Annotated in this window: 9 protein-coding genes; 2 read left to right on the plus strand and 7 right to left on the minus strand. The window is 64.8% G+C overall.

The annotated features are described in order from the left end of the window. The 5 genes from rfbF to CR152_RS14965 all read right to left on the minus strand — a co-directional run bounded on the left by rfbF (nucleotide 1) and on the right by CR152_RS14965 (nucleotide 7,109). Complete coding sequence (gene rfbF / locus CR152_RS14945; RefSeq protein ID WP_099875626.1) at nucleotides 1-774, minus strand: glucose-1-phosphate cytidylyltransferase; 774 nt, start codon at nucleotides 772-774, stop codon at nucleotides 1-3. Further along, nucleotides 771-3,476 carry a tetratricopeptide repeat protein gene (locus tag CR152_RS14950; RefSeq protein ID WP_099875628.1) on the minus strand — a complete coding sequence of 902 codons (2,706 nt, stop codon included), beginning with the start codon at nucleotides 3,474-3,476 and terminating at the stop codon, nucleotides 771-773. Before CR152_RS14950 ends, rfbF begins: the two co-directional genes overlap by 4 nt. A gap of 47 nt (nucleotides 3,477-3,523) precedes the next feature. Next, nucleotides 3,524-5,134: a GGDEF domain-containing protein gene (locus CR152_RS14955; RefSeq protein WP_099875630.1), complete on the minus strand. Its 1,611-nt coding sequence runs from the start codon at nucleotides 5,132-5,134 to the stop codon at nucleotides 3,524-3,526. Nucleotides 5,135-5,270: 136 nt separating this feature from the next. Then, nucleotides 5,271-5,918, minus strand: coding sequence for a response regulator (locus CR152_RS14960; RefSeq protein ID WP_099875631.1), 648 nt, complete (start codon nucleotides 5,916-5,918; stop codon nucleotides 5,271-5,273). 9 nt (nucleotides 5,919-5,927) lie between these two features. After that, on the minus strand, nucleotides 5,928-7,109 hold the full coding sequence (locus CR152_RS14965) for a sensor histidine kinase (RefSeq protein WP_099875633.1): 1,182 nt from the start codon (nucleotides 7,107-7,109) through the stop codon (nucleotides 5,928-5,930). Between the two features lie 213 nt (nucleotides 7,110-7,322). Here CR152_RS14965 and CR152_RS14970 point away from each other — a divergent pair, with 213 nt between their 5' ends. Together CR152_RS14970 and CR152_RS14975 are read left to right on the plus strand one after the other, a co-directional pair. Further along, a complete protein-coding gene (locus tag CR152_RS14970; protein WP_099875635.1) occupies nucleotides 7,323-12,215 on the plus strand; it encodes a putative Ig domain-containing protein in 4,893 nt (1,630 codons plus the stop codon). 41 nt (nucleotides 12,216-12,256) lie between these two features. Then, nucleotides 12,257-12,967 carry a phosphodiester glycosidase family protein gene (locus CR152_RS14975; protein ID WP_099875637.1) on the plus strand — a complete coding sequence of 237 codons (711 nt, stop codon included), beginning with the start codon at nucleotides 12,257-12,259 and terminating at the stop codon, nucleotides 12,965-12,967. A 138-nt stretch (nucleotides 12,968-13,105) separates the two neighbouring features. Here CR152_RS14975 and CR152_RS14980 read toward each other — a convergent pair whose 3' ends face one another. Both CR152_RS14980 and CR152_RS14985 read right to left on the minus strand, forming a co-directional pair. Then, complete coding sequence (locus CR152_RS14980) at nucleotides 13,106-14,440, minus strand: ATP-binding protein (protein ID WP_167399897.1); 1,335 nt, start codon at nucleotides 14,438-14,440, stop codon at nucleotides 13,106-13,108. A gap of 35 nt (nucleotides 14,441-14,475) precedes the next feature. After that, a complete protein-coding gene (locus CR152_RS14985) occupies nucleotides 14,476-15,132 on the minus strand; it encodes a response regulator (RefSeq protein WP_099875640.1) in 657 nt (218 codons plus the stop codon). Nucleotides 15,133-15,195: the final 63 nt, after the last annotated feature.

Here is a 15,195-nt window from a genome sequence, read left to right on the forward strand (position 1 = left end):
TCACGCCCACACCTTCCACGGCGCCGTGCCGGACTGCCACATATCTTCGAGCATGTTCTTTTCGCGCAGGGTGTCCATCGGTTGCCAGAAACCGGCGTGCTCATACGCCATCAGCTGGTTTTGCGCGGCCAGCGTTTGCATGGGTTCCACTTCCCAGCTGCAATCGTCGCCATCGATCAGGTCGACCACGTCCGGTTGCAGCACGAAAAAGCCGCCATTGATCCAGCCGCCATCGCCCTGCGGCTTTTCCATGAAGGCGCTCACGGCGTCGCCCTGGCGCACCAGCGCGCCGTAGCGCCCGGGCGGCTGCACGGCGGCCACCGTGGCCAGGCGTCCGTGGGCGCGGTGAAAGGCGATTTCGGCCGCGATGTCGATGTCGGCCACGCCATCGCCATAGGTGAAGCAGAACGGTTTGCCCGGTTCCAGGTATTCGCGCACGCGCTTGAGGCGTCCGCCGGTGAGGGTGTCCGCGCCCGTGTCGACCAGGGTCACGCGCCACGGTTCGGCGTGGCGTTCGTGCACTTCCATGCGGTTTTTCTGCATGTCGAAGGTGACGTCCGACATGTGCAGGAAGTAGTTGGAAAAGAATTCCTTGATCAGGTAACCCTTGTAGCCGACGCAGATGATGAATTCGTTCACGCCGTGGTGCGAGAACACTTTCATGATGTGCCACAGCATCGGCTTGCCGCCGATTTCGATCATCGGCTTCGGCTTGAGATGGCTTTCTTCGAGAATGCGGGTGCCCAGGCCGCCGGCCAGGATGACGGCTTTCATGACAGCGCTCCTTCATTGCTGGTGTTGCACCATTGTTCCCACATGCCGCGGTAGGCCTGGTCCAGGTGGCGCGTGAAGCGCTCCATGTCCATCAGCGGGCTGGCGCGGGTGCGCTCGCGCAGGCCGCTGCGCAACTGGCGCAGGCGGGCCGGGTCGAGCGCAAGTCCGGCGGCGATGCGGATATACGCCTCGTCGTCGTCGGCAATGAGTTCGTCGAGGCCGCCGTTGTGCAGGATCGTCACGCCCAGGCGCGAGATGAAATTGCTGCCGGCCAGGGTGACGAAGGGCACGCCCATCCACAGGGTATCGAAGCTGGTGGTGCCGCCGTTGCAGGGGAAGGGGTCGAGCGCGATGTCGATCCGGTTGTAGAGCACGAACTGGTTCTTGCGGTCGTTGGCGATCAGGATCAGGCGCGCCGGGTCGATGCCCAGGCCCGCGAACCGCGCCTCCACGCCGTCGCGCATGCCGGGGTTGTCCAGGCCAAGGATTTCCAGCATCAGGCGCGCTTCCGGCACCTGCTGCAAGATCGCGGCCCACAGCACGATGGTCGGGTCGCTCACCTTGGCGTAATTGTTGAAGCAGCCAAAGGTGATGTAGCCATTGTCTTCGTGCGGCGGATGGTCGATCACGGCCGGGCTGTTGGCGTGCGCGGCGTAGCAGCAAAACACTTCCGGCAGGCGCCACAGGGTTTCGACATTGAAGTGTTCGCTCAGGCCCGGCGGCTCGGCGAAGGCGTCGGTCAGGCGGTAATCCATCGTGCTCAAGCCGGTGGTGGACGGGTAGCCGATGTAGGTCAGCTGCACCGGCGCCGGTTTGCGCGCGAACGCCAGCAGGCGGTTGCCGGCCGTGTGGCCGGCAAGGTCGACCAGGATGTCGATGCCGTCGGCGTGGATGCGCTCGGCCAGCTGCTGGTCGGACATGCTGCGGCACGGGATCCAGTGGTCGGCATCGGCGCGGATGCGGGCCGTGAATTCATCGTCGATCACGTGGCTGTAGTAGCAGAACACTTCAACCAGCGATTTGTCGTGCCGGGACAGGATCGGTTCGATGAAAAACGCGACCGCGTGGCGCCGGAAGTCGGGCGACACATAGCCGATTTTCAGGCGCTTGGCCGGATCAACGCCGGGCGCGTGTTGCATGCGCTGGGCCGCCAGGCCGGGTTCGAACTGGGCGGCGAAGCGCAGGTGGAGCGCGAACAATTGTTCCTGGGTGATGCCGGCCGCGTACTGCATCGACAGCAGCAGGTTGTTGTGGGCCGCCGCATAGTTGGGTGCGAGGGCAATGGCTTGCTCGTACATCAGGCGCGAGGCGTCGGGCTTGCCCTGGTCTTTCAGCGCGCTGCCGAGGTTGTTGAAGGCTTCGGCAAAGCCGGGGCGCAGGGCGATAGCTTGCTCGAAGCAGCTGACCGCGTCGTCGTAGCGGCCCTGTTCCTTGTAGGCCACGCCGAGGTTGTTCCAGGCGTCGGCAAACTCGGGTTTGCGCAAAATCGCCTGCTCGAACGAGGCGACCGCTTCGCCCAGGCGGTTCATGTTGGCGAATGCCACGCCCAGGTTGAAATGGGCGGCGGCGCTGTCGGGCCACATGGCCAGGGTCTTTTCGCACCAGGCCAGCGCCTGCACGTGGCGCTGCAGGTCGGCATTGGTCAATGCCAGCATGGCGTACGGGTCGGCGTAGCCGGGTTTCAGGTGCACCGCGTTCTCGAAGCAGATCAGCGCTTCTTCGAGCCGGTAGCTGGCCTTGTAGGCGATGCCGAGGTTGCAGTACGCCTCGGCATAGTCCGGGCGCACCGTGACGGCGTGCTGGAAGCGCTGGATCGCCGCCTCGGTGTCCTGCCGTTCCAGCAGGGCGCCGCCGAAGTTGTTGAGCGCTTCGGCAAAGTCGGGCGCCAGCGCCAGCGCGGCCTGGTAGGCTGCAACCGCTTCGTCCAGGCGGCCCAGTTCCCTGAGCGCGATGCCCATGTTGTTGTACGGCTGGACCAAGCGCGGGTCGATGGCCAGTGCGCGCCGGTAGCAGGCCAAGGCTTCTTCCAGCATGCCCTGGGCCTGGCGCGTGACGCCGAGGTTGTAGTGGGCCGCGGCCAGGTCAGGCTGCTGTTCCAGGGCGGCCTCGAAATGCGCGGCCGACAAGTCCCACTGTTCTTGCTGCTGGTACAGCTCGCCCAGGTTGTTGTGCACTTCGGCAAAGCCGGGGCGCAGTTCGAGCGCCCTGGCGTAGCAGACCTGGGCTTCGTCCAGGTTGCCCATGAGCTTCAAGGTGTCGCCCAGGTTGCTGTACGCCTCGGCGTGCTCCGGCTGCAGCGCCAGCACGGCCAGGTAGCTGCCCAGGGCGTTGGGTAGCTGGCCGCCGTCGCGCAGGGCGTGGCCGAGCTGCAGGTGAGCCTCGGCATTGTCCGGCGCCAGTTTCAGCAGGCGCTCGTAGCTGGCCTGCAGCTCGGGCAGCATGTTCAGGGCGCGGCAGCTGGCGTCGAGCGCGAAATAACAGGCCGGGTTGGCCGGCACCTTGTCGATCGCGCGCCCCAGGGCATCGATGGCTTCCTGGTGGCGTCCGCGCTGCTGGTGGAGCAGGCCGAGCAGGTGGAGGGCGTCGGCCCTGCCGTCCAGTTTGCGGTACAGCGCTTCCGCCTGGTCCAGCCGTCCCGCCCGGTGATGCTCCATGGCGATGTCCAGGGGGGAGGGCGGGGCGAAGGAAGCGGGTTTTTTCATGGGGCGCGGTCAGTCATCCTGGGTGAGGGGAGCGGGGGCGGTCGCGGTCAGTCGGCCACCACGACGCGGTTCTTGCCGGTTTGCTTGGCCTGGTACATGGCCTTGTCGGCGCGCCGCACCAGGCTGGCCTGGTCTTCGTTGGGACTGCGCAGGGCGACCCCGGCCGAGAAGGTGATCAGCACTTTCTCGTTGTCGTGCAGGAAAAAATGCTTGGTCAGGTCGCGCTGCAGGCGCGTCATGGTGAGCGACGCGGCTTCCACGTTCGTTTCCGGCAGCAGGATCAGGAATTCCTCGCCGCCGAAACGGGCGATCACATCCATCGAACGGATGGTTTCCTTGACAATCTTGACCAGGTGCTTGAGGGCATTGTCGCCGGCCAGGTGGCCGTAGGTGTCGTTGAGGCGCTTGAAGTCGTCCAGGTCGAGCATGGCGATGCACAGGGGCGTGCCGCGGCGGTCGGAGCGGGCCGTTTCGCGCTCGAATACATCGTCCAGGCCGCGCCGGTTCAGGCTACCCGTGAGCTGGTCTTCGCGCACCAGCTCGCTCATGTGCTGGAGCTTGGCTTCCAGGGTGTGGATGCGCTGCTCGGCTTCCTGCACTTCCTGGCGCGCCAGCACCATGCGGTCGCGCGACTTGAGCGCTTCGGTCTGCACCAGGCGGGTTTCGCGCAGCACTTCTTCGAGAATCACGTTCAGTTCGGCGATATTGTCGGTGTGGCTGATTTTTTCGGAAAAGGAGCCGATCTTTTCGTGGAAGTCGCCGGTCGTGGTGGCCACGGAACTCAAGCGGTCGATGAAGGTGAGCATCATGTTTTTCACCGTCAGCTTGACGTCCGACAAGCTGTGCTTGAGCTGGCTCTGCTTGTAGATGACTTCCTTCAGGCTGCGGGTGGCGTCTTCCAGCGCGCGCTGGTCGATCGGGCCGGCGATGAGTTCCTGCACCGAATCGATCTGGCCGCGCAGCCAGCTGTCGTCGTCGAGCAGTTCGCTGACGTTTTCCAGCAGCAGCTTGAACAGGCGCAGCAGCAATTCCTGCTGTTCGCCGACGTCGCCGCTTTTGATGTCGATCTGGTAACACAGCTGCTTGAGGCGCACGCTGACATCGTTCAGGGCTTCGTCGGTGCCGGCGACCTTGACGGCGGCGCCCAGCGCTTCGGCTTCGGCCATCAGGGCCGGGGAATCGGCCAGCAGCGAGGCAACCGCGAAACTCAGGGTGCGGCTGAGCAGGTCGCGCAGGATCTTGGCGTCCGGTTCGTCCGACATGGCCGACAGCGCCGACAGCTCGATCCCGCCGCTCTTGCGGATGTGCTTTTCGACCAGCTGGGTCAGGTTGCGCGCATAGCCGTCCCAGTCGCGCGCCTTGGCCGCGCGCGCGAAGCGGCGCCCGAAGTCGGCCAGTTCGCCCGGCGTCTCGCTCAGTTTGGCCGCGAAGTCGCCCAGCACGTTTTCGGCGCCCGTGCCGGCTGTGGCCTCGGGCGCGGCCGGCGCCGCCTCGGGCACGCGCGCAGGAGGCGTGTCGGCGATGCCGGCGATCTCGTTATAGATCTCGCGGTAGGCTTCCGGGGTTGGCGCGATGCGGCGCGTGGCCAGGCGCCGGAATGCCTCGCGCGCGATATCGGCGGGATTTTGGGCGCTGGCGGGGTTCGGCGTTGTGGACATGGTAAAACAGTGCCTCAGTCAGGTTTGGCGTTGATGTGCCAATGATAAGCGAGTTTGTTTCCTGCCATCCCTAGAAAAGAGACGGATAAGGCATCTTACTCCAGAGCATTAACTTGGCGCGCAGCACAGGAGAAACTTATTCGATCAACTGGTTTTTGATCGCATAGTGCGTCAATTCGGCACTGTTCTTCAGTTTCATCTTGACAAGCAGGCGCGAGCGGTATTCGCTGATGGTCTTTACCGACAGCGACAATTCCTTGGCGATCGCCCCCACCGTCTTGCCGGAAGCGATCATGGTCAGGGTCTGGTATTCGCGGTCCGACAAGCTGTCGTGCAGCGGCGTGTCGTGGTTCTCGCCGACCGCGCTGGCCAGTTCCTGGGCCAGGGCCGCGCTGACGTACTTTTGCCCGCTGGCGACCTGGCGGATGGCGGTGACCAGTTCGCGCGGGGCGCTCTGCTTGGTCAGGTAGCCGGCCGCGCCGGCCTTGAGCGAGCGGATCGCGTACTGGTCTTCGCGGTGCATCGACAGCATCAGCACGGCCAGTTCGGGATGCTCCTTCTTGACCAGCTTGAGCACCTCGATGCCGCTGCGGTCGGGCAGGGAAATGTCGAGCAGCATGACGTGGCACTTGGCCTTGCGCACATGCTTGATCGCGTCGATCCCGTCTTCGGCTTCGCCGGCGACGATGATGTCGGGCGACTCGGCCAGGATTTGTTTCAAGCCTTCGCGCACGATCGCATGATCGTCGGCGATGAAGACCCGGATGATGGCTTTGTCGGTCATTGCAGCTTCTTACTCGGTTCGGGTGGCGCCGGGCGCCGGTGGTTCAACAGGGGCCGGTGCGTGCGGCCCCGCGCTGTCATGCTCGTTGGTTTCATCCTCCATTATCCTCGCTCTGGCCGAACTGAGCTTAATTTTGATGGTCACGACCGTGCCGCCGCCGGGCGCATCGGCCAGGGTCATGGTCCCGCCCAGCGCCTGGGCCCGCTCGCTCATGCCGCGCAGGCCGAACGATTGCGGTTTCTGGCGGTCGGCCTGGGCGATGCCGGCGCCGTTGTCGGCAATCGTCAAGACGATGTGCTGGCGCAGCAATTGCAGGCGCACCCCGACCCGGCTGGCGTGCGCATGCTTGGCGATATTGGTCAGCGCTTCCTGGAAAATCCGGAACAGCGCCGTCGCATGGTCCAGGTGCAGGTCGATTTCCTTCTCCGGACAGGTGAAGCTGCAGGCGATGCCGTTCTGTTTTTCGAATTCCTTGACCTGCCATTCGAGCGCGGCGACGATGCCGAAATCGAGCATCGACGGGCGCAGGTCGAGCGAAATGCGGTGCACCGCGTCGATGGTGCGGTCGACCAGCGAGTCGACATAGGCGGCGCGCTCGGCCAGCTGCGGCTGGTCCGGCGGCAGGCGCTGGGTCAGCATCATCAGGGCCATCTTGATGGCGGTCAGGTTGCCGCCCAGGTCATCGTGGATTTCGCGCGCGATGCGGGTGCGTTCCTGTTCCTTGACGTGTTCCAGGTGGGCGGCCAGCTCGGCCAGGCGGGCGCGCGAGCGCGTCACTTCCAGCTGTTCGAGCTTGCTGGCCGTGATATTGGTCATCAAGCCTTCCCAGTGCACGCTGCCCGGGTGTTCGGGCATGGCGCGCGGGGTCGAGCGCAGGTTGATCCATTTCTGGTCCTTGTATTCGTGGATCCAGACCCGGCCCTCCCAGTTCCAGCCGGACAGGCTGGCGGCCGAGGCGTGCATGGCGTCGAGGTAGCTCTTGCGGTCTTCGGGCAGGATCAGTTCGATGAAGCGTTCGGGTTCGGCCTGCAGCTCGACGGCGGACAGGCCGAGCAGGGCGGCGCAGCCATCGCTGACATAGGGGAACGCCACCCGGCCATCCGGGTGCAGTTCGAACTGGTACACCAGCGCCGGAGTATTGCTGACGAAGGCCTTCATGGCGTGGGCGATGGTGGGGGGAACTGGGCTCATCAAGGGGCGGCGGAGGAAGAATGCCTGGAATCATACGGGAAAAACGGCGGGGTCTGCCGTACCTTTGCGCGCCGCATGCGCGGCCGGCGAAGGGCTCGTTTCATTGCTGACAAGCTAGCTAAACCTTTTTACAACCAATGTAAGAATTAATCTTGACGATTAGTAAGAATTTCTATAAAACAATGTATTTACAAAATTTACAGGATTAAATTCATGGCAAATTCCATCGTCGGCGATAGTGGCAATAATTTCCTGCCTGGTACCTGGGGTGACGATCTCATGGAGGGCAAGGGAGGCGCTGACATGCTGCATGGCGTCGATGGCAACGATACCCTGATCGGCGGCACCGGCGACGACACCATCGACGGTGGCCCGGGCAGCGATACGGTCGTGTTCAACCGGGGCGACGACCAGGACACCCTGCGCGCATTCGGCACCGGGCCCGGCATGCACGACCGCCTCGTGTTCGGCGCCGGCATCGCGCCGGCCGACATCTATCTGCAGCGCCTCGGCCCCAACCTGTACATCGAACTGCGCGGCACCATGGACCGCATCCTGGTCGAGCGCTTCTTCGACCGCCCCCAGAACATTGACGGCGTGCCGATGCAGCAGGGCGCCATCGAGCAGATCGTATTCGCCGACGGCATGCAGTGGAACCGCGACACCATCCTGACCCGGCTGGCGCTCGACACCACGCCGCTGACAACCCTGGGCGAGCTGGACGACCGTTTTTACGCTTACGGCAATGTGGACGCCGGCGCCGGCAACGACACGGTGGACGGCCACGCCGCCTACATGGCTGGCGGCGCGGGCGACGATGTCCTGACCAATGTCGGCGGCCCGAATGGGACGGTGCTGCTGGGCGGCTCCGGCAACGACCTGATACAGGCGGGTCCGAGCGACGATGTGCTCGACGGCGGCAGCGGCAACGATAGCCTGGATGGAGGCGCCGGCAACAATACCTATCTGTTCAGTCGCGGCTGGGGTGAGGATCGCCTGCAATTGGCGTCGCCACAGAGCTGGGAGCAGACCCACCACAACATCGTGCTGGCCGACGTACTGCCGGGCGGCATTGCGCTGGTGCGTTCCGCGCAAGGCATGGGTAACGATTTGCTGATCACCCTCAGGGGCGGCGGGGACAGCCTGACTGTGGCCGACTTTTTCTCGCACCGCGGCATCACCAGCATTACCTTTGCCGACGGCACCGTCTGGAATTCCAACGATATGGAGCTGGCCAGCATGCGCCCCATGATGCCCGACGTGGTCGGCAGCAGCGCCCCGGACACGCTGTACGGCAGCTGGGAGAGCGATATGCTGTCCGGCGGCGAGGGCGACGACCACCTGTCGGGCATGGATGGGGGCGATGTCTTGATCGGCGGAAATGGCAATGACTTCCTGAGCGGCGGCAATGGCGACGACACCCTGATTCCGGGCGCCGGCTTCGACCACCTCGAACCGGGTGCGGGCAACAACATGATTCTGTTCGGGCGCGAGAATGGCCAGACGGTACTGCTGTCCGGCCCGCTCAACGATACCCGCAACACGGTCGTGATGGGGGCCGATGTGCGCCCGTCCGATGTCAGCCTGGCGGCCCAAGGCTCGCATCAGGTGCTGCTGCGCATCGCCGGCAGCAACGCGACGCTGCAAATGGACTTCGTTCCCGAACCCCTGCCGGCCGGACCGGCCCAGTGGCGCTTGCCGGCGCAGTTGCAGTTCGCCGACGGCACCCGCTGGGACAGTGCCAGGCTGATCGAGATGAGCCTGACCCAGACCGGCGACGAGGGCAATAATGTGCTGGAGGGCTACCCCGAGCGCAATGACCGGATCGACGGCAAGGGTGGCCACGACATGCTCAACGGCTGGAGCGGCGACGACCTGCTGTACGGGCGCGACGGCAACGATCATCTCGACGGCGGCGACGGCAACGATAGCCTCGACGGCGGCGCGGGCGACGACATGCTGTTCGGCGGCATCGGCAACGATCTTCTGCGCGCCGGTGCGGGCAACGATTTCCTGGTCGGCGGCGCCGGCGAGGATACGTATGTCTTCAACCTCGGCGATGGCGTGGCGTTGGTCGACGAAATGTCCTATAACGGCGGGCCGGGCAATGTGTTGCAGTTCGGTGCCGGCATCACGGCCACCGACCTGCGCTTTGTCAAGGCGGACACCGAACAGCACATCTATTACGGCGCGACCGGCCAGATCAAGCTGTTCAATCGCGGCGTGGGTTTCGACCGCATCGACTTTGCCGACGGCACCTCCACCACCATCGGCCAGCTGAACGGGCACGCGCCAGTGCTGCAGACCCCGCTGAACGATGCCGATGTGCGCGTCGGCAGCCCGTTCACGCTGCAGATCAAACCAGGCATCTTTACCGATGTCGATGCGGGTGACGTGCTCACCTACAAGGCCGCGCCCGCTGCCGGCGGCGCCTTCCCGTCCTGGTTGTATTTCGACGCAGTCAACGCCATCTTCGTCGGCACGCCGGGCAACACCGACGTGGGCAGCTTCGAGGTGCTCGTCACCGCCACCGATAAAACGGCGCGCTCGGCCACCGACACCTTCAGGATGACGGTCGCCGCCGCCAACGTGTCCCCGACGCTAGTCTGGTCGGGCGGCAATGTCACGCTCAAGGAAGGGGAGGGTTTTTACCAGCGCCTGCCGGACTTCAAGGATGCCAACCCGGGTGACGTGCTCAGCATTGTACTGAGCAGCGCGGACGGCAGCCCTCTGCCGACATGGATGGCGCACGATGTCGCCCAGTACGGCCTGACGGGCAGCGCCGGTTACGACAAGGCCGGCACCTACGGTATCCGGGTCACGGCAACCGACCAGGGTGGCCTGTCCGCCGTCAGCACGTTTGACGTGATCGTGAGCGACGTCAACCGCGCCCCCGTGCTGGCCAAGGCGCTTCCTGATGCGGCCGCGAGCGCCGCCACGGCCTTCGCACTCACCATTCCAGCGGGCAGCTTCAGCGACCCGGACCAGGGTGATGCGCTCACGCTCACGGCCAAGCTGGCCAGCGGCGCGGCGCTGCCGTCATGGCTCAAGTTCGACGCCGCCAGCGCCACCTTCAGCGGCACGCCCGGCCACGCCGACAGCGCCGTGCTCGACATCACCGTGAGCGCTACCGACCAGGGCGCCATGGCGGCCAGCGACGTGTTGCGCCTGACGGTGACCGACGTCAATGTGGCGCCGACCGTCTCCGCGCCGGCCAATGGCGGCAGCGTAGCCGAAGGCAAGGCATTCTCGGTGTCCGCACCGGTTTTCCAGGACGCCAATCCGAACGATGTGCTCAACGTCGTGGTGACCCGCGCCGACGGCAGCGCGCTGCCGGCGTGGATGTCGTACAGCCCGGCGACGGCCACCATCAACGGCACGGCCGGCTACAACGATAGCGGCAGCTATGCGCTCAAGGCCACCGCGACCGACAAGGGCGGCCTGACGGCATCGAGCCTGTTCAACATTACCGTCGCCAATACCAACCGCGCGCCGGTGCTGGCGGCGCCACTCGCGCCCAAGACGCTGGCCGACGGCGTGGCCTTCAGCTACAGCGTGCCGGCGGCGACCTTTACCGATCCGGACCTGGGCGATACCGGCAGCTACAGCGCCGGCGCGTTGCCGGCGTGGCTGTCGTTCAATGCGACAACGCGCACCTTCAGCGGCACCCCGGCGTCCAGCGACGCCGGCAGCAGCAACGTCATCGTGCGCTACACCGACGCCGGCGGCCTGGCGGCGACGGCGACCCTGGCGCTGACCATCACGCAGACTCCGAGCGTGACGCTGACCGGCACGGCCGGCGACGATATCCTCACCGGCAAGGCGAACAACGACACCCTGTTCGGCCTGGGCGGCAACGACCGTCTCGACGGCGGCTATGGCGCCGACAGCATGGCTGGCGGCAAAGGCAACGATACCTACATGGTTGGCCAGGCCGGCGATGTGGTGACCGAAGCGGCGGGCGAGGGTACCGATAGCGTGAGTACCGGCCTGAGCTACGTGCTGCCGGCCAACGTGGAACACCTGACCCTGACCGGCGCCGCCGCGGTCAACGGCAGCGGTAACGCGCTGAACAACGCGATCACCGGCAATTACCTCGCAAACGTGCTCGACGGTGGTGCGGGTGCCGACACCCTGGCCGGCAACAACGGCAACGATACGTATTACGCCGATCACGTGGACGACATCATTACCGAGTGGGCTGGCAATGGTTTCGATCAGTTGTTCAGTTCGGTTACCAAGACGCTGGCGCAAAACGTGGAAGTGCTGACCCTGACGGGCACCCAGGCCATCAACGGCATGGGCAATCCGACCAACAACCTGGTCAAGGGAAATGGCGCGGACAACACCTTGGGCGGCAACCTGGGCTACGACATCATGCTGGGCGGCGCAGGCAACGACCGGCTCAACGACACGTCGAAAGAGTCGAACGTGTTCCATGCCGGTGCGGGCAACGACTCCCTGTCGGGCGGCGTCGCCAGGGAACTGTTCATCGGCGGCGCGGGCAACGACAGCGTCGACGTCCAGACCGGGGTGGACCTGCTCGCCTTTAACAGGGGCGATGGGCAGGACCAGGTGCTGGCGTTCGGCGGCAACGACGACACGCTCTCGCTCGGCCATGGCATCGTGTATGCCGACCTGGCCCTGAAAAAGGTGGGTGCCGCGCTGGTGCTGACGATGGGCGCGAGCGACCAGATCACCTTCACGAACTGGTACGGTTCCAGCGGCGGCAGCGTGTCGACCTTGCAGGTGGTGACCGCCGGCGGCGCTGATTACGTGCCCGGTTCGGCCAGCGCGATCAACGACAACAAGGTCGAGCTGTTCGACTTTGCCGGTCTGGTCGCTCAGTTCAACCAGGCGCGCATCGCCAACCCGGCGTTGACCAGCTGGAGCATGGCGGCCTCGCTGGCGGCGTTTTCGCGCGGCGGCAGCGATAGCGCGGCCATCGGCGGCGACCTCGCTTACCACTATGCGGTGGACGGCGATCTGTCGGCGGTGGGCATGAACGCCGGGCTGACCATCATCGGCAGCGCGACCTTCGGCAGCGGCATGCAAACGCTGCTGGCCGGCAGCGCGCTGGCCGACGGCTCGCCGATGCTGTTCTAAGCGGCGGCGTCGGCCGGGGAGAATTGCCGTACACTGGAGCGATGAAAAAGCTCCTGTTCTCCCTGCTTGTATGTCTGTCTGCCCAGCTGTGCCAGGCGGCCGATACCCGTTTCACGGTGGTGACGGTCGATCCGGCGCGCCAGGACCTGCGCCTGTTTCTTAATGACGAGACCGGCCAGCCTTTCAAGGGCTTCGGCCGCCTGCAGGATTGGCTGCGGGAGCGCCAGCAGCGGCTGGTATTTGCCGTCAACGCCGGCATGTACCATCCCGGTTTCGCGCCGGTGGGCTTGCATGTGGAAAATGGCAAGGAACTGGCGCCGCTGAACCTGGCCGATGGCAAGGGCAATTTTTTCCTCAAGCCGAATGGCGTTTTCTTTTTGACCAAAACCGGGCCCCAGGTGCTCGAATCGACGGCCTACGCGGCGCAGGCCGCGCAGGTGCGCCTGGCGACCCAGTCCGGTCCGATGCTGGTGATCGACGGCAGGATTCATTCGCGCTTCGAGGCGGACTCACGCTCGCGCCACGTGCGCAACGGCGTCGGCGTACTCGATGGCAAGGCGATTTTTGTGATCAGCAACGTGCCGGTCACCTTGCACGAATTCGCCACCTACTTCCGCGATACGCTCCATTGCAAGAACGCCCTGTACCTGGACGGCTCGATCTCGAGCCTGTTCTCGACCGAACTGGGGCGCGCCGACTTCGGCCCGCCGCTGGGACCGATCCTGGGCGTGGTGGAGCCGGCCACGCCTTGAGGCAGGCCTGCCGCGTGCTTCGGCAAGTCCTGCATCAGGCCTTGCGCGCTTTCCTGCGCGCCGCGCCGATCACCAGCAGGCGCCCACGCGGCCGCCAGCAAAGTCTGTGCACAGGGAGAAAATCTGTGAAAGTGCGGGTTACGTCACGGCCTGCCGAAATGACCGCAGGCGCACCTCGAAACCGCATCCCATCCCACGCAGGCCAGGGATCATCCGCACGCTGCCGCCCGCTCGCGCGGCGGCTTGCCTGACGATCGCCAGGCCCAGCCCCGAACCGGGGGTATCGTGTCCGCGTCCCCGGTAAAAGCGCTCGAAGATGTGCTCGCGCTGATCTTCCGGAATGCCGGGGCCGTCGTCGGAAAACGACAATATCAAGGCCGTGTCTTCGTTACGCAAGCGCACGAGTACGCAGCCGCCCACCGGGACATAGCGCAGGCTGTTGTCGAGCAAGTTGGTGACGATCGATTGAAAAGCGGCGACTTCCACAGACCAGTTCAATGTGTCGGGGGCATCGAGCGACAGATCCATGCGGCGTGCCAGCACATTGGGCATTTGTTGCGCCAATAATTGACGCACGACGTCCGCGGCATCGACGGTTTCGCATTTGCCAGGCTCCATGTCATCCAGCGTTGCAAGCTCAAGCAACTGCCGGGTCAGGTGCGATGCGCGCGCAATGGCCAGATTGAGATTGTCTTGCGCTCGCTGGCGTTCGGCTGGATTTGCCGCCCGCGCAATGACATGCGCTTGCGTCGATATCACCGCCATCGGGGTACGCAATTCGTGCGCCGCATCCTGGATGAACGCGCGTTCGCGCTGCGCTTTGCTGCGCAACCTGGCAAGCAGTTCTTCGAATGCCGCCACCAGCGGCCTCAATTCCCTATATTTCGGATCCATCCCGATTGGCGACAGGTCGTCACGCTGGCGGGCAGCGATGCGTTCGGCAAGCAGCCGTAACGGCCGCAACCCCTGATGCACGGCGAGCCACAAGGGCAGCACGACGCAGGGCAGGGAAATGAGCAGATAGGGAATGAGGCCGCGTCCCAGGCCGCCCAGGGTGGCCGAACGTCGCGGCTTGGGTTCGGCGATGCGTAGCGACCAGTCGGCCGCGTCACGCTGGTATATCCAGTAAGCGGCGGCGCCGGCCTGGCCCGCTGCCGGCACCAACGCTGCAAGGGGGCGACTGACCGCCGTGTTCGACGAATAGACCAGGTGGCCCTTGCGGTCCCGTAGCTCGAACACCAGATCGTCTGGCAATTTGTTCGCGTCGTGACGCACTTGATTGAGCCAGATCGCCGTGGTGGCGACGGCCGTTTGAACCTGGTCCGGCCGCTCCAGCCGAGCCAGCGCCGCATACAAGGCCGTTCCGACTTTTTGCACGCCTGAATTCTGGTCCGCGTCTTGCTGGAACTGGATGTATTCATACCCGAGCAGCATGCACCACACCAAAAGAAACGCCATGCCGAGAGCGGCCATGACGCGCCGCACCAGCGTCGGACGCCGCCATGGTCTCATGGCACAAGCACGTAGCCGATGCCGCGCGCGGTGTGAATGCGTTCGGCCCCGATTTTGCGGCGCAAATTGGAAATGTGGACTTCGATCGTGGCGAAATCGACTGGTTCACCGAGCGGATCGAGTCGTTGCGACAGGGCGCCCTTGGCGACAACCGCACCAGGTTCACGCGCCAGCTCCAGCAATAACTGGAATTCACGCGGCGACAAATTGAGTGCTTGACCGCCGAGCCGCGCCAGATAACGGCGCGGTTCGATGGTCAACGCGCCGATAGCCCATTGCTCGCTGGCCTGGCGGGCATAACGCCGCAATACCGCGCGAATGCGCGAAATCAGTTCCTCGGTCGCGAACGGCTTCACGATGAAATCGTCAGCGCCACCGTCCAGCCCAGTGAGCCGGTCCTGGAGCCCGGAGCGCGCCGTCATCACGATCACAGGCACCGTGCTCGCGGCTCGCCGCCAGCGCGCCAGCAAGTCGAAACCGCAGCCGTCGGGCAGCGACAGGTCGAGCAGCACGCAGTTAAATGCCGTGTCGTGAAAACCCTGCGGTGCGTCGCTGGCGCGGCGCAGCCATTCGCTGCTGATGCCTTCCGTCCTCAGGGCGCCTTGCAAGGCGCGCCCGAAATCGAGGTCATCTTCAATGAGGAGTAGGTGCATGGCGCGATTATACCGAGCCGATTCTTAACGCCAGCCAAAGGCCATCTTTGGCCAGAGCGAAGG

The sequence above is a fragment of the Massilia violaceinigra genome (assembly GCF_002752675.1).
Lineage (GTDB): Bacteria > Pseudomonadota > Gammaproteobacteria > Burkholderiales > Burkholderiaceae_D > Telluria_A > Telluria_A violaceinigra.